At 65.0% G+C, this 18,419-nt stretch carries 18 protein-coding genes and 1 pseudogene; 15 read left to right on the top strand and 4 right to left on the bottom strand.

Features of this window, described 5'->3' with window-relative positions:
• The first annotated feature begins 193 nt into the window (after window positions 1-193).
• From HG262_RS14545 to HG262_RS14520, 6 genes are all read left to right on the top strand, one after another.
• Window positions 194-1,393, top strand: coding sequence for an ABC transporter substrate-binding protein (locus HG262_RS14545; RefSeq protein WP_169271690.1), 1,200 nt, complete (start codon window positions 194-196; stop codon window positions 1,391-1,393).
• 121 nt (window positions 1,394-1,514) lie between these two features.
• A complete protein-coding gene (locus HG262_RS14540) occupies window positions 1,515-2,381 on the top strand; it encodes a branched-chain amino acid ABC transporter permease (RefSeq protein WP_169271689.1) in 867 nt (288 codons plus the stop codon).
• A 22-nt stretch (window positions 2,382-2,403) separates the two neighbouring features.
• A complete protein-coding gene (locus HG262_RS14535; RefSeq protein WP_169271688.1) occupies window positions 2,404-4,185 on the top strand; it encodes a branched-chain amino acid ABC transporter ATP-binding protein/permease in 1,782 nt (593 codons plus the stop codon).
• Complete coding sequence (locus HG262_RS14530) at window positions 4,178-4,882, top strand: ABC transporter ATP-binding protein (protein WP_169271687.1); 705 nt, start codon at window positions 4,178-4,180, stop codon at window positions 4,880-4,882. Before HG262_RS14535 ends, HG262_RS14530 begins: the two co-directional genes overlap by 8 nt.
• A gap of 19 nt (window positions 4,883-4,901) precedes the next feature.
• A complete protein-coding gene (locus tag HG262_RS14525; protein ID WP_169271686.1) occupies window positions 4,902-5,897 on the top strand; it encodes an NAD(P)H-quinone oxidoreductase in 996 nt (331 codons plus the stop codon).
• Window positions 5,894-6,661 carry an SDR family NAD(P)-dependent oxidoreductase gene (locus HG262_RS14520; protein WP_169271685.1) on the top strand — a complete coding sequence of 256 codons (768 nt, stop codon included), beginning with the start codon at window positions 5,894-5,896 and terminating at the stop codon, window positions 6,659-6,661. Before HG262_RS14525 ends, HG262_RS14520 begins: the two co-directional genes overlap by 4 nt.
• 67 nt (window positions 6,662-6,728) lie before the next feature.
• Here HG262_RS14520 and HG262_RS14515 read toward each other — a convergent pair whose 3' ends face one another.
• Window positions 6,729-7,382, bottom strand: a complete 654-nt coding sequence (locus HG262_RS14515) for a thiopurine S-methyltransferase (protein WP_169271684.1) — start codon at window positions 7,380-7,382, stop codon at window positions 6,729-6,731.
• A 297-nt stretch (window positions 7,383-7,679) separates the two neighbouring features.
• Here HG262_RS14515 and HG262_RS14510 point away from each other — a divergent pair, with 297 nt between their 5' ends.
• The 3 genes from HG262_RS14510 (at window position 7,680) to HG262_RS14500 (ending at window position 9,864) form a co-directional block, all read left to right on the top strand.
• Window positions 7,680-8,228 (top strand): fasciclin domain-containing protein, encoded by a 549-nt coding sequence (locus HG262_RS14510; RefSeq protein ID WP_169271683.1) that lies wholly within the window; start codon window positions 7,680-7,682, stop codon window positions 8,226-8,228.
• A gap of 120 nt (window positions 8,229-8,348) precedes the next feature.
• A complete protein-coding gene (locus HG262_RS14505) occupies window positions 8,349-9,086 on the top strand; it encodes a tetratricopeptide repeat protein (protein ID WP_169271682.1) in 738 nt (245 codons plus the stop codon).
• Window positions 9,087-9,093: 7 nt separating this feature from the next.
• Entirely contained in the window at window positions 9,094-9,864 is a 771-nt protein-coding gene (locus HG262_RS14500) for a hypothetical protein (protein WP_169271681.1), read from the top strand.
• A gap of 29 nt (window positions 9,865-9,893) precedes the next feature.
• On the opposite strand, the pseudogene HG262_RS14495 reads toward HG262_RS14500, so the two are convergent.
• The 3 genes and pseudogenes from HG262_RS14495 to HG262_RS14485 form a co-directional block, all read right to left on the bottom strand.
• Window positions 9,894-10,631: pseudogene (locus HG262_RS14495) on the bottom strand (YoaK family protein); the annotation flags it as partial.
• Window positions 10,632-10,662: 31 nt separating this feature from the next.
• Window positions 10,663-11,892: an SMI1/KNR4 family protein gene (locus HG262_RS14490; RefSeq protein WP_169271679.1), complete on the bottom strand. Its 1,230-nt coding sequence runs from the start codon at window positions 11,890-11,892 to the stop codon at window positions 10,663-10,665.
• A gap of 200 nt (window positions 11,893-12,092) precedes the next feature.
• The gene (locus tag HG262_RS14485) at window positions 12,093-13,139 is read right to left on the bottom strand and encodes an aldo/keto reductase (protein ID WP_169271678.1); all 1,047 of its coding nucleotides are present in this window, start codon (window positions 13,137-13,139) and stop codon (window positions 12,093-12,095) included.
• Between the two features lie 315 nt (window positions 13,140-13,454).
• On the opposite strand from HG262_RS14485, the gene HG262_RS14480 reads away from it, so the two are divergent.
• The 6 genes from HG262_RS14480 to HG262_RS14455 all read left to right on the top strand — a co-directional run bounded on the left by HG262_RS14480 (window position 13,455) and on the right by HG262_RS14455 (window position 18,383).
• Window positions 13,455-14,420: an AraC family transcriptional regulator gene (locus tag HG262_RS14480; protein ID WP_169271677.1), complete on the top strand. Its 966-nt coding sequence runs from the start codon at window positions 13,455-13,457 to the stop codon at window positions 14,418-14,420.
• A gap of 107 nt (window positions 14,421-14,527) precedes the next feature.
• On the top strand, window positions 14,528-15,499 hold the full coding sequence (locus tag HG262_RS14475; protein WP_169271676.1) for a LysR substrate-binding domain-containing protein: 972 nt from the start codon (window positions 14,528-14,530) through the stop codon (window positions 15,497-15,499).
• 129 nt (window positions 15,500-15,628) lie between these two features.
• Complete coding sequence (gene ycaC, locus HG262_RS14470) at window positions 15,629-16,255, top strand: isochorismate family cysteine hydrolase YcaC (protein ID WP_006227836.1); 627 nt, start codon at window positions 15,629-15,631, stop codon at window positions 16,253-16,255.
• A gap of 139 nt (window positions 16,256-16,394) precedes the next feature.
• Window positions 16,395-16,958 (top strand): DUF3455 domain-containing protein, encoded by a 564-nt coding sequence (locus HG262_RS14465; RefSeq protein WP_169271675.1) that lies wholly within the window; start codon window positions 16,395-16,397, stop codon window positions 16,956-16,958.
• A gap of 130 nt (window positions 16,959-17,088) precedes the next feature.
• Entirely contained in the window at window positions 17,089-17,658 is a 570-nt protein-coding gene (locus tag HG262_RS14460) for a sigma-70 family RNA polymerase sigma factor (RefSeq protein WP_035214233.1), read from the top strand.
• Window positions 17,655-18,383, top strand: a complete 729-nt coding sequence (locus HG262_RS14455) for an anti-sigma factor (protein ID WP_169271674.1) — start codon at window positions 17,655-17,657, stop codon at window positions 18,381-18,383. The genes HG262_RS14460 and HG262_RS14455 overlap by 4 nt, the downstream gene beginning before the upstream one ends.
• Window positions 18,384-18,419: the final 36 nt, after the last annotated feature.

The following is an 18,419-nucleotide window of genomic DNA, read 5'->3' as shown; positions in this document are numbered from 1 at the left end:
GATTTCGCCTCCTATCGGCCGCTAAGTCTTTATTCATGCGGCTTTAGGGAATTCCCCGATTCGGCTTGCTGTGGCCCCAACTAGAATCCAAGGCGGGGTTTTCGTACCTGCCCGGCACATATATCATATATTTAAAAAAGACGGACGCCACTAAAAACAGTCCGCATCCCATACCGACAAAGGAGCGTAGACCGTGTTCAAGTTCAATAAGATTATTTTGGCGCTGGGCGTGTGCGGCGTCATGGCAAGCGGCACCGCAGCGGCCGACATGAAAGTGGGCGCCCTCTTCCCGTTCAGCGGCGCGCTTGCGCTCCTGGGGCAAGAGAGCTATCGCGGCCTGGAACTGGCCGTGAACGAGATCAATGCCGCGGGCGGGGTCAACGGCGAAAAGATCGAAATCGTGAAGGCGGACGCCGTGGATCCGACGCAAGCCGTGTCGGAAACCAAGCGCTTGATCTCGGCCAACGTGGTCGGTGTGTTCGGCAGCTACGCATCGGGCATCTCGTACGCGGCCTCGCCCGTGACGGAACTGGCGGGTGTGCCGTACTTCGAACTGGGCGCCACCGCCCACAAGATCACCACGCGCGGCTACAAGTACCTGTTCCGCAGCAACCCCAACACGGCGCTGTATGGCGTGTCGGTCGTCAACGCGCTGCATGACACCATTGCCCCGGGGATGGGGCTGAACCCCAAGGACATCAAGATCGGCATCATCCACGAAGACGGGCCGTATGGCACCGACGTGGCGGCCACCGAAAAGAAACGCGCCCAGGAACTGGGCTACACGGTGGCCGAAGTGCTGCCCTACTCGGCCAAGACGGTGGACCTGTCGTCGTTGATCCTGCGCCTGAAGGGCGCCAAGGTCGACGTGGTGCTGCAGACGGCCTATCAGAACGACGCCATCCTGTTCTTCAGCCAGGCGCGCGCCGCAGGCTTCAAGCCCAAGGTCGTGATCGGCGCGGGCGGCGGCTACTCGCTGGCCGATACGGCCAAGGCGGTCGGCGCCGACATGAATGGCGTGTTCGACCTGGACTTCCCGCAGTCGTCCATCAATCCGGCTGGCGCGCCGGGCCTGGACAAGTTCCTGGAAGCCTACAAGTCCACCTACAAGAGCGATCCGCAATCCGGCCATAGCCTGACCAACTACGTCGGCGCCAAGGCGTTCTTCGAAGCCATCGGCAACGCCAAGTCGACGGACAAGGACAAGATCCGCGCCGCCGTCCTGGCCTACAAGAAGCCCGCCGGCCAGACGGCCAACGGCTGGGCCTTCGAGTTCGGCGAAGACGGCCAGAACAACGCGTCCACGTTCTACGTCATGCAGTGGCAGGACGGCAAGCTCGTCACCATCGCACCCAGCAACCTCGCACTTGGCAAGCCCGTCTTCAAGAAATAAGCGCGACGCCAGTGATCAGGCGCTCGGGGGCGCCTGACGTTTCCCGGGATTCGCGCGCGCCGGCGCGGCCGTCTTCGACGCGGCCGTGCCGGCGCCGCATCCCGCTCTAAGAGGTTGCACCATGGATATTTTCATTCAACTGGTCATCAACGGCCTGTTGCTGGGCGGCGCGTACACCATCATCAGCCTCGGGCTGACACTGATCTTCGGCGTTGTGCGCGTCGTGAACTTCGCGCACGGCGAGTTTCTGATGATCGGCATGTACCTGGTCTATCTGATTGCCGCGCAATTCGGCGTTCATCCGTATGTAGGCCTGGTTCCGGTCGCCGTCATCCTGTTCGCGCTGGGCGCATTGACGCAGAAAGGCATCATCCAGCCGCTGCTCAACGCCGACCAGCACATCCAGATCTTCGCCACGGTGGGCGTGTCCACCATCCTGCTGAACCTTGCGCTGGTGATCTTCGGCGCCAACGTCTACCGCGCACCGGTGGAACTGGGCACGAACGCCATCGACGTGGGCAGCTATTCGATGGTGACCGGCCAGTTGATCACCTTCGTGGTCGGCATCGGCCTGGCGGTGCTGCTGCACCTGTTCATGCATCGGACCTATCTGGGGCGCGCGCTGCGCGCCGTGGCGCAGCACCGCTACGCCGCCACGCTGATGGGCGTGAACGTCAATAACGTCTACGCCATCGCCTTCGGCCTGGGCACGGCATTCGTCGGCATCGCCGCAGGCCTGCTGGCGCCGCAGTATCCGGTGTTCCCGACGGTCGGCACGTACTTCGTGCTGACGGCGTTCGTGATCGTGGTGCTGGGTGGCCTGGGCAGCCTGTACGGCGCCGTCGCCGGTTCCATGATCATCGGCATCGTGGATACGCTGGCCGGCTATTACATCGCCCCCGACCTGAAAGAGGTCGTGTATTTCGGGATCTTCCTCTTGATCCTTGTCCTGCGTCCGAACGGCCTGTTCGGCGTTGGAACAGAGTGATCAGAGCCACAAGGAGCGAGACGTGTTTCCCGACTTTCGAAGCCCCAAAGCCTACGTCAGCCTGATTTTGCTGATCGTCATGTTCATCGTGCCCGCCGTCATGGGCACGCCTTTCTGGACCAACCTTTTCGTTTTGCTGTTCGTCTTTTCGTCCCTGTCCGTCGCCTGGAACATCGTGGGCGGCTATGCCGGCCAGCTGTCGCTGGGCCATGCGGTCTTCTACGGCATCGGCGGCTACACGGCCACCTTGCTGACGCAGAACTTCGGCATTTCGCCGTGGTTCGGCATGCTGGCGGGCGCCGCCATCTCGGCCGCGGTCGCCATTCTGATCAGCTACCCGACGCTGCGCCTGCGGGGGCCGTTCTTCGCGCTGGCCACCATCGCCATCCTGGAAGTGGTGCGGCTGCTGGTCATCCACGAGGAAAGCTGGACCGGCGGCTCCAGCGGCATCAGCCTGCCGCTGAACATCGGCTGGGCGTGGATCGTGTTCCGCGAAAAGCTCAACTACGTGATCATCGCGTTCGGGCTGTTCCTGTTCGTGACGTGGGTGTCCTGGTACGTGCGCAAGTCGCGCATCGGCCATTACCTGATCGCCATTCGCGAACGCGAGGACGCGGCGCTCGCCGTGGGCATTCCGACGGTGCGCGTGAAGATCATCGCGGCCGTCGTGTCGGCCATGCTGACCAGCATCATCGGCACCTTCCACATCACCTACCTGACCTTCGTAGACCCCAGTTCGGCATTCTCGCTGGAGCTGTCGATCCAGGTCGCCATGTTCGCGCTGATCGGGGGCCTGGGCACCGTGGCCGGCCCGATCGCGGGTACCTTCCTGGTGCTGCCGATCGCGGAACTGGCGCGTGGCTGGCTCTCCAGCGTGGGCAACGGCATGCACGGGCTGATCTATGGCCTGATCCTGGTGGCCGTGGTGCTGACCATTCCGCGCGGCCTGGCCGGCGCGTTCGGCCCCGCCATCGAGCGCGGGCTGGCGCGATTGCCGTATCTGGGTTCGCCCCGCAAGAAGCTCAAGCTGGCCGACGAATTGCGGTTGCACAATGCCACCCGTTCCGAGCAGCCGGTGCTCAAGGCCGACAAGCTGTTCAAGAGCTTTGGCGGCCTGCGCGCCACCAACGACGTGTCGCTGACGCTGAATCAGAACGAGATCCTGGGCATGATCGGGCCAAATGGCGCGGGCAAGACCACGGTGTTCAACCTGCTGTCGGGCTTCCTGTCGCCGGACAAGGGCGGCATCTCGATGCTGGACGCGAATGGCAACTGGGTCACTTGCAAGACGCCGGACGAGTACGCGCACAATGGCCTGGGCCGCACCTTCCAGATCGCCAAGCCGTTCACCGGCCTGACCGTGCTTGAGAACATCATGCTGGGTGCGTTCATCCGCACCTCCAGCCGCGACGAAGCCGAGCAGATTGCACTGAAGGTGGCCGAGCAGACGGACCTGGTCAAGCACCTGAACACCGAAGCGCGCAGCCTGACGGTGGGCGGCATGAAACGGTTGGAAATCGCCCGCGCGCTGGCCATCAAGCCGCGCATCCTGCTGCTGGACGAAGTGATGGCGGGACTGAACCCCACCGACATCGAGAAGTCCATCCAGATGATCCGGCGCATCCGCGACTCGGGCGTGTCGGTGCTGCTGATCGAACACATGATGCAGGCCACGATGGCGCTGTCCGACCGCATCATCGTCCTGAACGAAGGCGCGGTGCTGGTCAGCGGTGCGCCCAAGGACGTGGTCGAGAACCCCGCCGTCATCGAAGCCTATTTGGGCAAGGAGTATCAGGATGCTTAAGGTGACGAATCTGTCGTCGGGCTATGGCAAGAGCCAGGTGCTGAACGGCCTGAACTTCGAGGTCAACGCGGGCGAGATCGTCACCTTGATCGGCGCCAACGGCGCGGGCAAGACGACCACGCTGAAAACCCTGTGCGGGGTCATTCCCGCCATGCAGGGCAAGGTCGAATTCGAAGGCCAGGACCTGACCAACCGCAACCCCTATGACATCGTGGACGCCGGGATCACCATGATTCCCGAGGGCCGCCAACTGTTCCCGCATTTCACCGTGCGCGACAACCTGCTGATGGGTTCCTACAAGCGCGCCGCGCGTCCCATCGTGCAACGCAAGCTGGACGAGGTGCTGCGCATCTTCCCGCGCGTGAAGGAGCGGCTGTCGCAGTACGCCGGTTCGCTGTCCGGCGGGGAACAACAGATGGTGGCGATCGCGCGCGGCATGATGGCCGACCCGAAGCTGCTGGTATTCGACGAACCCTCGCTGGGCCTGTCGCCGCTGCTGGTGCAGCAGATGTTCGACATCATCCGCGACGTCACCTCGCACGGCGTGACCGTGCTGCTGGTGGAACAGAACGTGTTCCGCACCTTGCGGCTGGCCGACCGCGGCTATGTGCTTGAGAACGGCGCCATCGTGCGCACCGGCACCGGCGCCGAACTGCTTAGCGACCCTCATGTGAAAAAGGCCTATCTGGGCCATTGATGACCAGGATCCATTTCTTATGACTCTACGCTGCACATTCATCGACCACGGCAAGGGCGGCGCGCCCGATTGCATGCATATCGCCCAGCGCGACATGGCCCCGCCTACCGGCCGGCAGGTGCTGATCGAAGTCGCCTACGCCGGCGTCAACCGTCCCGACGTGCTGCAACGCTCCGGTTCGTACCCGCCGCCGCCAGGGGCATCCCCCTATCTGGGCCTGGAAGTGTCGGGCACCATCATCGCCGTCGGTCCGGACGTCACGGCCTGGAAGGTCGGCGACGCCATCTGCGCGCTGACGCCGGGCGGCGGCTACGCCCAGTACTGCCTGGCCGACGAACGCCATTGCCTGCCCGTGCCGCGCGGCCTGGACTTGCTGTCCGCCGCCGCCATCCCCGAAAACTACTTCACGGTCTGGACCAATGTGTTCGACCGCGCCCGCCTGTCGGCGGGCGAGAAATTCCTGGTGCATGGTGGATCCAGCGGTATCGGCCTGACGGCTATCCAGCTCGCCCGCGCCTTCGGCGCGGAGGTCTGGACTACCGTGGGCAACCAGGCCAAGGCGGACGCCTGCCTGAAGGCCGGCGCGCATCACGCCGTGCTGTACCGGGATGCGGACTTCGAAGCCGAGATCCGCCAGGCCACCGGCGGCGCCGGCGTGGACGTGATCCTGGACATGGTGGGCGGCGCCTACATCAACAAGAACCTTCGCCTGCTGGCCGTCAATGGCCGGCTGGTGCAGATCGCCTTCCTGGAAGGCAGCAAGGCCGAGATCGACGCGCTGCCCATCATGATCAAGCGGCTGCAATTCACGGGGTCGACGCTGCGCCCGCGCTCGGACGACGACAAGGGCGACATCGCCAGATCGCTGGCCAGCAAGGTCGTTCCGCTGATGGAGCAGGGGCAATGCCTGCCGCTGATCCATGAAGTGTTCCCGCTGGCCGAGGCCGCCCGGGCGCATGCGTTGATGGAAAGCAGCAAACACATCGGCAAGATCATGCTGAAGGTGCAGGCATGAGCGGCCGTTTCCAGGACCAGGTCGCCATCGTGACCGGTGCCGTGGGCGGCATCGGCTCGGCCATCGTCGAGGGCTTCCTGGCCGAGGGCGGCCGGGTCGGCCTCGTCGATTTCAATTCGCAGGCGGGCCAGGCGTTCGAGAAGGAACTGCGCAAGCACGGCCATGAGGTCGCGTTCGTGCACGCCGACGTGGCGCATTACGACCAATGCCAGGCGGCTTACGACCGCATCACGTCCGAACTGGGCGCGGCCACGATCCTGGTGAACAACGTCGGCATCTCGCCCAAGACGGACGGCCGCGCGCTCAAGGTCTGGGAAATGCCGCCCGGCGAATGGGACAACGTGGTGTCGGTGAATTTGAACAGCGTGTTCTACATGACGCACCTGGCCACGCCGCACATGGTCAAGCAGCGCCAGGGACGCGTGATCAACATGTCGTCCGTGGCAGGCAAGGCCTACTGCGACATCGTGGCGGCGCACTACGCGGCCACCAAGGCCGGCCTGATCGGCCTGACCCGCCATTGGGCGGCCGAACTGGGCGAATACGAGGTGACGGTGAACGCGTTGGCGCCGGGCCGCATCAGCACGCCGCTGCTAAAAAGCGTGCCGAAAGCGATCAATGACGCCGTGACACAGGTGACTGCACTGCGCCGGTTGGGCACGCCCGAGGAAGTGGCTGACGCCTGCCTGTTCTTCGCGTCCGATCAGGCCCGGTTCGTCACCGGCCAAGTGCTGGACGTGGCCGGTGGGTGGCTGATGACGTGACGCTGGATGATGGGTGACGCGCGCCGGACGATCGCGTTTGGGCGACACCCCGCGCGCTTCACCGATCCTACACACCCAGGCGGTAGACCACCGTGTCCAGACGGCTGACGCCGGCGCCCTGGAACTTGGGTTCCTTGTCGAGGATGTCGCGGCGGTCGATGATCACCGCGGGCGAGACGCCTGCGAAGATCGCCTGGACTTCGCTGTCCACCACCGAGAACGGCGGCCCCGCCATTTCTTCCTGCGGGTAGTCCAGCGTGATCAGCAAGCCCCGGCAGGCGGGCGACAACTGCCCATAGACATGGCGCACATACTCGGCGCGCATGGCCTCGGGCAAGGCGACCAGCGCGGCGCGGTCATAGACGCCCACGCAGTGCGACAGCACTTGGGCATCCAGCTTGAAGATGTCGCCGCAGATGATTTCGATGTTGCCCGATACGTAGTGCTTGCCGTAGACGGATTCGTGCGTGGCGGGTCGAAGCTCATTCTCTTCGAAGAACTGGTCCACCGCGAGCTGGGACAGTTCGACCCCCAACACCGAGTAGCCCTGCGCCGCCAGCCAGACCATGTCCAGCGACTTTCCGGCAAGCGGCACCAACACCCGTCCACCCTTCGGTACGGCCAGCGTGGGCCAGTACTTCTGCAAGAGCGGAGTAATCCGGGTTTGATGAAAGTGCGTGCGCCCTTCGCGCCAGCGTTCCAACCAGAATTCTGCGTCCATACGTTGTCTGCTCCTCCTGTATTGCGGTTGCAAGCTCATCGCTTCTACCGGGCCGGCCGGGGCCCGGACGCCTTGGCGCCCCCAGCGTAGCGGGTATCGCCGCCGGTGCGCTTGATGCCGCGCAATCCGGTGCCCGGCATTGTAGTGCTCCCGACCCGGGTAAAGCCGATGGGCGTGCGGCAGGGCCGCGCTCCGCGCCACGCCACCCCATCCGGGTTTACACCTAGGGAAATCAGCGCATCCAATCGCGGGCGAGCCCCGTATTTGCTCATGACGGCCACACAAAAGGAGATCGTCATGAAATTGCTAGCCTCGATTGCCATCGCCTGCTCTGCCCTGACCTTGTCGCCCACGTATGCCGCCGATGTCATGGTCGGCGGACAGGCGATGATGCCCTCGAAGAACATCGTCGCGAACGCGGTGAATTCCGCGGACCACACCACCCTGGTCGCAGCAGTGAAAGCCGCGGGCCTGGTGGACACGCTGCAAGGCAAGGGCCCGTTCACCGTCTTCGCCCCGACCAACGCCGCCTTCGGCAAACTGCCGGCCGGCACCGTCGACACGCTGGTCAAGCCTGAGAACAAGGCGACGTTGACCAAGATCCTGACCTATCACGTCGTGCCCGGAAAGCTGGACTTCGACGCGCTGGCGGCCAAGGTCAAGAAGGGCGGCGGCTCGGCGGAACTGGCCACCGCCAGCGGCGGCAAGCTATGGGTGATGATGAACGGCAAGCACAACCTGACCCTGAAGGACGAAAAGGGAGGCGTGTCCACGATCAGCACCTATGACGTCTACCAGTCCAACGGCGTGATCCACGTCATCGATACGGTGCTGATGCCGAAGTGATTGCGCCGGCACACCCATGGCGCAGGGCAGCCCGGCGATACCGTCGGGCTTGCTCTTGCGGGCGGCCGCGGTTCCGGTATCGTAGGGCCCCTGCCCTTTCCCTTCGGAGCCGCCGCCCTCATGCTTGCGACCCTGCGCCGCCGTCTGACGTCTGTTTTGCTGTGTCTGCCGCTACTTGCGCTGGCGCTTTCTCTGACGCCGCCCGTCGCCTTGGCGCAATCCGCGTCCCAGTTGGATCATGCGTATCAAACCGAACTACAGGCCGAGAACGAGGCGCTGCGCGCACGCATCCGGCAGTTGCCGCCCGCCATGCAGGAACTGAACGCGCAGGTCTCCGCGGCGTTGCGCGCCGGTAATCGCCAGGAAGCGCAGCGCATCGGCGAAGAGATGGCGCGGCAGGACCCGAACAATGCGGATGTCTTGCTCTTCCTGGGCAAGCTCCAAAGCCAGCAAGGCAACCCCGCCGCCGCGCAAGACCTGATCGCCCGGTCCATCAAGCTGAACCCCGACAACAAGTGGGGCTACGTCAACCTGGCCGGCGCGCAAGCCGAACGGTCCGACCTGCCTGACGCGTTGGCCACCACGCAGGAACTCACCCGGCGCTTTCCCGACTGGAGCATCGGCTACAACCTGCAGGCCTCGCTGCTGGACGCCTTGGACCGCGAGGCGCAAGCCCTTCAAGCCTATCAGAGGGCCGTTGCAGCCAAACCCGCCAGTGCGCTGATCCTGACCAATATGGGCAACCTGCAGCGCAGACTCGGCCGTTTAAGCGACGCCCGCTTGTCCTATGAAGCAGCGCTGCGCCTGCAACCCGGATACCCGCTGGCCGAGTCCGAACTCAACAGCATGCCGAAGTGAGCGCCCGATGCCCGGAAATCCGATAACCCGCCGGACGCTGCTGCTGGCCCTGGCCGGCCTGACCGTGTCCCCACTGCGCGCCATTGCCTCGCCCGCACGCGACGCGATCATCCAACAGGTGTATGCGGCGCCTTCCGGCACCCTGGCCTATACCGGCCAACATGCGGCTCTGGTACGCCTGCTGCGCGTGCTGTGGATGCCCGTCGAATCCGGCGCGCCCACCGTCGATTTCGAGCAACCGCTGCTGGGTGGCGCCGACACGCTAGCCATCGCATGCAAAGCGCTCAAGACCACGGACGGCGCGCTGGCCATTCGCCGCCTGGCGGAAGTGTGCCGTCTGCTGCCCCACTATGTGGGGTCGCTAGGCATGATGCGGCCCGGGCGCTACGCCGTGCCGGCCGAAATGAAGGAGGCGTTCGACTTCCCGGAAAGCGGTGTTGACGCGCAAGGCGGGTTCACGCTGCAACCGGCGCATCTGACGCTGCTGCGTGCCGCGGTCTGGCGCGAAGTGGATGCAAAGTCGCTGCAGGCCGTGCTGCGCGAAGGTGAACGCTTCTGGCCGATGCCGTACATCGACGGCAAACGGCCGTACGGCGATGCCAGCTACTACCAGATCGATATCGCCCGCTTGCTGGGCGAGGCCTATCCGGTGGACGCGAAGGGGTATGCCGTGATCGACCCCGTCAAGGACGCCAGGCTGAAGCGTCTGCATTACGAAACGCTGGCAGCGCTGCAAGTCTTCCTGTCCTACTCGACCGCGAGCAAAGCGAAGCGATAGCGCTGTGGCTAAGCGCGGTGGATGAAATTGCGAATGTCGTCTGCGATCGGCACCACCGCCAGCAGCGTCAGTAGCAGCGCCAACGGCCAGGTCGACCCGAAGCCGAAGTGGAAGAACGAATAGGCGCCCGTCACGCCACCCACGAAGAACAGCGTCACCATCAGGCTCAGCACGGTCAGCTTCGTACGGTCTGCCCGCACGGGCGGCATGGTCTGGGCATCGCCCTTGGCTACGTTCCAGTAAAACAGCTTGCCCAGTTCGATGCCGATGTCGGTCACCATGCCCGTTACGTGCGTCGTGCGGATCTCGGACCGAGACACCTTGGTGATCATCGCGTTTTGCAGGCCCATGATGTAGCACAGCAGCATGACCGTGCCCGGCACGTAGAACCAGCGCAAGGTCTCGAGGTTGGCGCCCAGCAAGCCGAAGCCCAGCAGCAGCGCGGCTTCGAGCAATAGCGGCAAGGCGTATTCGCTGGCCAGGTGGGAACGCCGGCCGAAATTGATCAGGAACGCGGAGCTGGCCGCGCCGGCCAGAAAGGAGAGCAAGGCGGCCAGGCCTTGTAGCACCACGATCATGCCGCCCAACGCCATGTGATCGGCCATCATCGAGACGATGCCCGACATGTGCGAGGTGTATTGCTGAACGGCCAGGAAGCCGCCGGCATTGACCGCCCCGGCGGTGAAGGTCAGGAAGTAGGCAAGATGCCGGTTGGCTTGCGGGCTGCGGCTGACAGCCGTCAGCCGCCGCAAATACGGAATGGCCACCCTTGTTCCTTCATAACAGGATCGTTGAACGTCACAGCGAGAACGCCCGCAGGTTGGCGACGCGCTCGGCCAGGCCCTCGGCCCCCAGATAATGGCCGAGTTTGCCCGCGCGCACGCGACGCAGGTCTTCCTGGTAGCTATTGGCCATGGAATCCCGCACGTCGGCGTAAGCGGTTTCAATGCCTGCTGCGCAGGCTTGGGCGACCAGGCGCGCGGCCTCCGGCGACCCGCAGGCCACGCAGCGCGCCACGCCCAAGGCGTCGGCGACGGCGCCATGGGCGAGCAGGCCCTGAACCAATTCGGGAGACGGTTTGCCGTCCAGGCGATGGATCGCCGTGGGGCTGACGGGAGCGCCGGCGCGCAGCAGGGCGTCGGTCGCCGCATAGGCGTGCTGCATCAACGCGACTTCGACCGGTTTGGCGCTGCCGCGCAGCGGCAGATCAAAAGACATGCCCTGCCCGGCCAATTGCTGCACCAGCGCGGCGTCATCGTGGGCCAGCGCATGTTGCAAGGCCAGGCCGGCCAGGTACGGTGACGCAAGCAACGTGCCGGCCGCCAACGGACCGCGCCAGTCCACCCGCGCACGCAGGTAGAACGCGGTCACTTTATCCGCCAGGGCCTGCGGCATCCCGTGGTCCGACACGCGCTCGTCCAGATACTCCAGTACGCGCACGCCGGGGCTGTCCTCGTCTTGGTCCGGGTCCGTCTCCAGGCATAGCGCGGCGAATGCCGCGTGCAGATCCGGCGCAATGGTCGCGATGCCGTCCTGCTGCAAGGCATGGGTCCAGCCCGGCAAGCCTTTCTTCCACGCCACGATGCTGCCTGCGCGCGGGTCCGGTTCGACGGTGACATAGATGCGGTCGCAATACTCGAAACCGCCGATGGGCAGATAGCGCAGCGTGCCGTTCCAGGTTTCGCCGTCTTCTTCGGCCGCCTCTTCGGCGCACGCTTGCTCGTGTTCGATCCACCCTTGCAGATCGCGGTAGTGGTCGCTGCCGTCATAGAACAATTCGGCCCAGCTCAGCGCCTCTGCATTGCCGTCCATTGTTGCGCGCAGATCGTAGGCGAGTTCACCGCCTGCGGTCAGGCGCCACAAGTCGCGCAAGGCGTTCGGCAAGGGGCCAGCGCAGGCCGATTCGATTTCAGCGATGCGCGTCTCGGCTAAGGGCGGCTGTACGGCGATCAGGACGCGATCCGCGAACAGCGCAATGCCATGCTCGCGCAGCGCGCGTGATTCATCGGGGGAAAAGGAGTCGCTCATGGGAAATCTTCGGAGTTGCCGCTGCACCGATTCTACTAGCGCCTTGCGCGATAAGATTGCCGGCCGCAGATGCCGCACCGAGGTTGCCCTTGGCTTTCCCCACGAATGCTGCTCAGGGCGCAATTACGCGCGGCCATCGCCAGCATCGCCCCCCGATCTGGACTGCCTGGTCCCCCGTCCAGTCCTGAACGCCGCCGCGCTTACGCCGCGCCCGATTCGGCCAGTTGCTTGCGCCGGAATTCGCCTTGGCGCACATGCATCCAGCCGGGATATTCGGGCGGCAGCGCACTGACCTTGTCCAGCGCGGCCAGTTCGTCCTGCGTCAGCTGGATGCCGGTGGCTGCCAGGTTGTCGTCCAACTGATCGACACGCTTGGCGCCGATGATGACGCTGGTCACCACCTGCTGGTGCAGCAACCAGGCCAGGGCCACCTGCGCGACCGACACGCCGCGCGCATCGGCCACCGTTTTCAGGACGTCGATGCTGTCATAGGCGCGGTCGCGGTCGACCGGCGGAAAGTCGAACGCGGCCCGGCGGCTGCCGGCTTCGGCCGACCCGTCGCGGCCGTACTTGCCGCTGAGCAGGCCGCCAGCCAGCGGGCTCCACACCATCAGGCCCACCCCTTCGCTTTGCAGCATGGGGACCAATTCGCGTTCCAGGTCGCGACCCGCGATCGTGTAATAGGCCTGCAGCGATTCAAACCGCGCCAGCCCCAGGCGTTCGGCGATGCCCAACGCCTTCATGATCTGCCAGGCGGCCCAGTTGGAAACGCCCACGTAGCGCACGTGGCCGTGCTGCACCAGGGTGTCCAGGGCGCGCACGGTTTCCTCGACCGGCGTGGCCGGGTCGAACCCATGGATCTGGTACAGGTCGATATGGTCCAGTTGCAGGCGCGACAGGCTTTTCTTGACGCTGTCCATGATGTGGAAACGCGAATTGCCCCGCGCGTTCACGCCGGCGCCCGTCTGGCCGAAGACCTTGGTGGCGATGACCACGTCATCGCGCGCCACCTTCAGGTCACGCAACGCCTGCCCGGTGATCATTTCCGACCGGCCTTCGGAATACACGTCCGCCGTGTCGATGAAATTGACGCCCGCATCCAATGCCCGGCCCACCAGCCGGTTCGCGTCCTCTTGCTGCAGGTCGCCGATCTTGCTCCACAGTTCGCCTTCACCGCCGAAAGTCATGGTGCCCAGGCAGAGTTCCGAGACGAACAGGCCGGTGCTGCCGAATTTCTTGTACCGCATGATTGCACTCCTTCTGGCGGCAGCCGGGCCTGCGCGCCCCGGAATGGGGCGCCGGACGCTGGCTTGCCGGGGTGCAGACAGTATGCGTCCGGAAGGCGGCCCGCGCGCTGCTTGATCCTGCCCCTTTTTTGCCTGATTCTCTGGCAGTAGCGGCAGAGGATCAGGCATGCGCCCGATCCTCCAAACTTTTTGCCCATTTCTACACACCCCGAAATCACGACTGTCCAGCCCGCCGTTGCTGGGCATACACTGGAGCCCGCTTAATCCTTTGCCCCGCCGGTCGCCCGCGCGGGCGGTACGCCTTCAGGAGCCTCCATGCCTATTACTACCGTTCGACCCGGAGATTTCGCCAGCGCCGCCCCCCTGGACATCGCCTACGAGCCAGCGCGACGCGAACTGCTTTGCACGCTGGACCGGATGACGGGGGACTTGGAGGGGTCGCTGGATACGCCCATCGAGGGCCTGTACCTGCACCGCTTGTCGCAGCCCACCGGCGCCAAACCCGGCTTGCAAAAAGCCGCGCTGGCGGTCATTGCCCAAGGGTCCAAGCGCGTGCTGATCGGCGACGAATCCTATGAATACGATCCCTTCCACTACTTGATCTCGTCCGTGGACCTGCCGGTGGTGGCCAAGGTATCGGTCGCCAGTCCGACGTTGCCCTATCTGGGCCTGCGGCTGGACTTGAACCCGGAAGAGATCGCGGAACTGATCAGCGACGAGCACCTGCCGCCCCTGTTGCCGGCCGAAGCGTCGCGCGCGCTGTGCGTCAATCCGTTGGGCGGGTCCCTGCTGGACGTCGTGCTGCGGCTGCTGAGGCTGCTGGACACCCCGCGCGACATCCCCATCCTGGCGCCCATGGTCAAGCGCGAACTGCTCTACCGTCTGCTGATGAACGGCCAGGGCGTAGTGCTGCGCCAGACGGTGCTGCAGGACAGCCAGCTCAACCGCGTGGCCAAGGCCATCCGCATCCTGCGGGACAACTACGCCCAGCCGCTGCGCGTGGAGGAGATCGCCCGCGACGTGCACATGAGCGTGTCGTCGCTGCATCATCATTTCAAACAGGCCACCGCGATGAGCCCGCTGCAATACCAAAAGCACCTGCGGCTGCAGGAAGCACGCCGCCTGATGCTGAGCGACGACGCTGGCGTCGCGTTGGCCGCGCACGCCGTCGGGTATGAAAGTTCGTCGCAATTCAGCCGCGAATACAGCCGCCTGTTCGGCACGCCGCCGCTACGCGACAAGCAGCGCTGGAAAGAGGAGTCGGCCGGCGCGCCGGCCTGATCCCGCCAGGGTCGGCAAAGGAACTTGCCCGCAGGCTTTCCGCCTGGGGACGTGGCGAGCGTTATATGCTCCCCGCTACGTCCCATTATCAGAACAGCGGAAAGTCCATGCACGACTTGAATGATCTCTATTACTTTGTCCAGGTCGTCAAGAACGGCGGCTTCGCGCCGGCCGGGCGCACCCTGGACATTCCCAAGTCCCGGCTCAGCCGCCGCATCGCCCTGCTTGAAGACCGCCTGGGCGTGCGCCTGATCCAGCGGTCCACCCGCACCTTCGCCGTGACCGAACTGGGCCAGGAGTACTTCGACCAATGCCTGTCGATGCTGGCCGGCGCCGAAGCCGCGCAGGACGTCATCGACCGCACCCACGCCGAACCGCAAGGCACGATCCGCATGAGCGCGCCGCCCGCGCTGATCTATTACTTCCTGGGCGATGTCGTGGCGCGCTTCATGGAAAAGTGCCCCAAGGTGCATGTGTACCTCAAGAGCTTTTCCCGCCCGGTCGACGTGCTGCGCGAGGGGTTCGACCTGGCGGTGCGCGTGCGCTTCGGTCCCATTGAAAGCAGCGACCTGGTGATGAAGCACCTGGGCACCAGTTGCCAGAGCCTCGCGGCCAGCCCGGCGCTGGCGCGCACGCTGCCCGACGGCGCCGACGTCAGCCAGATCAGCCAGCTGCCCACGCTGGCGCTGGGCACCGAGCAGCGCGAATGCCAGTGGCGCCTGGATGGCCCCGACGGCGCCCGGCAGAACGTGCCGTTCACCCCTCGCCTGGTCACGGACGACATGCTGGCGCTCAAGCAGGCCACGCTGCGCGGCGTGGGCGTGGCGGCCCTGCCCCTGATGATGATCCGAGATGAACTGGATGCAGGCACGCTGGTGCCGATCGGGGCACCGTGGTATCCAGAGCCAGGCGCCGTCCATGCCGTGTTTCCCTCGCGGCGAGGGTTGTTGCCGGCTGTGCGCGAACTTCTGGATTTCATGAGTGCGGAGTACCGTGAAAGTGCCCGGCGCGAATACGAGACCCAGCAACGCCACGGCATTCCTTTCCTGAAAAGCGGCCTCGCATCGTCCGATTTATAGAACGCTGAGACGCGAAAATCCCATCTACCGGGGTTGTTGGCTTGTATTTAGAATTCTGTTCATGCACTCACGTGTTCAACCCCGCGCCAACACCGCGCACCACGACCTGACGACATAACGGAGCAAACCATGACCAAACCCTATGTGAAGCTGGACAAGAACGAAGCCGCCGTCCTGCTGGTTGACCACCAGGCCGGCCTGCTTTCCCTGGTGCGCGATTTCCAACCCGACCAGTTCAAGAACAACGTGCTGGCCCTGGCCGACCTGGCTGAATACTTCAAGCTGCCCACGATCCTGACCACCAGCTTCGAAGATGGCCCCAACGGCCCGCTGGTCCAGGAACTGAAGGACAAATTCCCCAAAGCGCCCTATATCGCCCGCCCCGGCAACATCAATGCATGGGACAACGAAGACTTCGTCAAGGCCGTCAAGGCCACCGGCAAGAAGCAGCTGATCATCGCCGGCGTGGTCACCGAAGTGTGCGTCGCGTTCCCCGCCTTGTCGGCCCTGGAAGAAGGCTTCGACGTGTTCGTCGTGACGGATGCCTCGGGCACCTTCAACGAAGTCACCCGCAACGCCGCCTGGAGCCGCATGGAGCAAGCCGGCGCGCAACTGATGTCGTGGTTCGGCGTGGCATGCGAACTGCACCGCGACTGGCGCAATGACGTCGAGGGCCTGGGCACGCTGTTCGCCAACCACATCCCCGACTACCGCAATCTGATGGCCTCGTACTCGGCCAACCGGTCGGCCAAGTAATCCCGCCCCTGCCCCTCAGGCCGGATGCAAAATAATTGCGTCCGGCCTGCATCCAATGTGGCCTCCCGCGTGTAGTACCTGTACCGGCGCGCATCGTGCGCGTCGTCTACAGGCACTTTCACGCCGCTGGAGACCACTCATGAAGACCCAACGTTCGAATCGCATTCCCACCGTTGCCGGCCTGTTCGCCGTGTCGCTCCTTGCCGCTTGCGGCACGATGAGCGCCAAGTCCATGGCCTATTCGCAGACCGACCTGCCCGCCAGTGTCCAGGTGCCCGCGGGCAACAAGGTGGCCTGGGAAACCGTAGGCGTGGGTGAAATCACCTATGAATGCCGCGCCAAGGCCGACATGAAAAGCCAGACCGAATGGGTCTTCGCCGGCCCCAAGGCGGTCTTGAACGACCGCCAGGGCAAGCAAGTGGGGACCTACTACGGCCCGCCGGCGACGTGGGAAGCCATGGACGGGTCCAAGCTGACCGGCACGCAGGTGGCGGTTGCGCCATCGGGCGACGGCAACCTGCCCTATCAATTGGTGAAGGCCAATCCCGTCGTGGGTGCGGGTGCCCTGACGGGGGTCACGTATATCCAGCGCGTCGCGCTCAAGGGCGGCGTGGCGCCGAAGACGCCGTGCACGCCGGCCACGCTGGGTCAGAAGACCCAGGTGCAATACCAGGCCAACTACATCTTCTGGAAGGCGAACTAAACGCCGCACCCGGGCCGGCCGCATGCGACGGCGGGCCCGGGCGGCGTCAAGAGAGTCCGGTAAGATGGCGCAACCGACCACCGTGCGTACCTTGTCCGCACGGCCGCCCACTTTCCGCTCTCGCTCTCGCATGCCGAACCGCCTGACCCCGGATTTCGATTACGAAGCTGCCATCAAGGAGTGCGCCGCCGGCCGCCGGCCCGCGCTGGAAGCCCTTTACCGGCAAGAAGGCCCGCGCCTGCTGGGCGTGGCCCAACGACTGCTGCGCGACCGCGCTTGGGCCGAGGACATCGTGCATGACGCTTTCGTCAGGATCTGGAACCAGGCGGGCAGCTTCGACGCATCCCGCGGGTCGGGGCGCGGCTGGGTCTACAGCATCACCCGCAACCTGGCGCTGAACGCGCTGCGCGACACGGCGCGCGAGACCGGCGTCGATGAAGATACGGCTGCCGCCCTGGACGCCCGCGACGCCATCGAAGCCTGGCACGACACGCGCGACGCCTTCGACTGGCGCGCCAGCGCCGGCCAGATCGGCCCGTGCCTGGAACAATTGGAACCCGTGCGCCGCAACTGCGTATTGCATGCGTATGTGGAAGGGTTGTCCCACAGCGAGATTGCCCAGCGCCTGGGGGCGCCGCTTGGCACCGTCAAAGCCTGGATCAAGCGCAGCCTGCAAGCGCTTAAGGAGTGCCTGGCATGACCGCCGCCCACGAATCCCCCGATAGCCTGGACGACCTGGCGGGCGAATATGTGCTGGGCACCTTGTCTGCCCAGGCGCGCTGCGAGGTACAAGCCCGTCTGCCGCACGACGCCGCGTTGCGCAATGCCATCGCCCGCTGGGAAGAACGGCTGCTGCCGCTTGCGAACTTGTCCGCCCCCGTGGAACCGCCCGCCAGTCTGTGGCCGCGCATCACCCGCACGCTTGATGCGGAAACCGCCCGACGCCAGCCTTCGACCGCCCGCCCCACGTCCGGCCTTTGGGACAGCCTGTTCTTCTGGCGCAGCCTGGCCGTCGGCGGCATGGCCGCGGTGTTGATCCTGGGCAGCACGCTGGCGCTACGACCTGCGACCGCCCCGGGGCCCGCGCAGTACGTGGTGGTGCTGGTGGCGCCGCAATCGCAGGCGCCAGGCTGGGTGGTGCAGGCTCAGGCCGGCCAGAACGCCGTGCAACTGGCGCCGCTCACCGCCACCGAAGTCCCGGCGGACCGCGCGCTGGAATTCTGGACCAAGGCCGACGGTTGGGCCGGCCCCGTGTCATTGGGCCTGATCAAACCGGGTGAGGCGGTCCGCATCCCGCTGGACAAGCTGCCGCCGCTGGAACCCAATCAGCTCTTCGAGCTGACGCTGGAACCCAAGACCGGTTCGCCGATCGGCAAGCCCACCGGGCCCATCCAGTTCATCGGGCGCGCGGTCAAGATGCTGTAGAAGGCGCCGTCCGGGCGCAACGGCCCGGACGGGCAA

This window comes from Achromobacter sp. Bel, assembly GCF_012928505.1.
In the GTDB taxonomy this organism is placed as follows: domain Bacteria; phylum Pseudomonadota; class Gammaproteobacteria; order Burkholderiales; family Burkholderiaceae_B; genus Achromobacter.
Note: the sequence above shows the minus strand (reverse complement) of the source record. Positions and strands in the feature narration are given on the sequence as shown.

What these genes read in the sequence shown, in the direction of transcription:
- HG262_RS14525 (WP_169271686.1), top strand. Translation starts at nt 4,902, where the DNA reads ATGACTCTACGCTGCACATTCATCGACCACGGCAAGGGCGGCGCGCCC.
- HG262_RS14480 (WP_169271677.1), top strand. Translation starts at nt 13,455, where the DNA reads ATGCCTATTACTACCGTTCGACCCGGAGATTTCGCCAGCGCCGCCCCC.
- HG262_RS14515 (WP_169271684.1), bottom strand. Translation starts at nt 7,382, where the DNA reads ATGGACGCAGAATTCTGGTTGGAACGCTGGCGCGAAGGGCGCACGCAC.
- HG262_RS14455 (WP_169271674.1), top strand. Translation starts at nt 17,655, where the DNA reads ATGACCGCCGCCCACGAATCCCCCGATAGCCTGGACGACCTGGCGGGC.
- HG262_RS14460 (WP_035214233.1), top strand. Translation starts at nt 17,089, where the DNA reads ATGCCGAACCGCCTGACCCCGGATTTCGATTACGAAGCTGCCATCAAG.
- HG262_RS14520 (WP_169271685.1), top strand. Translation starts at nt 5,894, where the DNA reads ATGAGCGGCCGTTTCCAGGACCAGGTCGCCATCGTGACCGGTGCCGTG.
- HG262_RS14485 (WP_169271678.1), bottom strand. Translation starts at nt 13,139, where the DNA reads ATGCGGTACAAGAAATTCGGCAGCACCGGCCTGTTCGTCTCGGAACTC.
- HG262_RS14530 (WP_169271687.1), top strand. Translation starts at nt 4,178, where the DNA reads ATGCTTAAGGTGACGAATCTGTCGTCGGGCTATGGCAAGAGCCAGGTG.
- HG262_RS14505 (WP_169271682.1), top strand. Translation starts at nt 8,349, where the DNA reads ATGCTTGCGACCCTGCGCCGCCGTCTGACGTCTGTTTTGCTGTGTCTG.
- ycaC (WP_006227836.1), top strand. Translation starts at nt 15,629, where the DNA reads ATGACCAAACCCTATGTGAAGCTGGACAAGAACGAAGCCGCCGTCCTG.
- HG262_RS14540 (WP_169271689.1), top strand. Translation starts at nt 1,515, where the DNA reads ATGGATATTTTCATTCAACTGGTCATCAACGGCCTGTTGCTGGGCGGC.
- HG262_RS14465 (WP_169271675.1), top strand. Translation starts at nt 16,395, where the DNA reads ATGAAGACCCAACGTTCGAATCGCATTCCCACCGTTGCCGGCCTGTTC.
- HG262_RS14475 (WP_169271676.1), top strand. Translation starts at nt 14,528, where the DNA reads ATGCACGACTTGAATGATCTCTATTACTTTGTCCAGGTCGTCAAGAAC.
- HG262_RS14490 (WP_169271679.1), bottom strand. Translation starts at nt 11,892, where the DNA reads ATGAGCGACTCCTTTTCCCCCGATGAATCACGCGCGCTGCGCGAGCAT.
- HG262_RS14510 (WP_169271683.1), top strand. Translation starts at nt 7,680, where the DNA reads ATGAAATTGCTAGCCTCGATTGCCATCGCCTGCTCTGCCCTGACCTTG.
- HG262_RS14500 (WP_169271681.1), top strand. Translation starts at nt 9,094, where the DNA reads ATGCCCGGAAATCCGATAACCCGCCGGACGCTGCTGCTGGCCCTGGCC.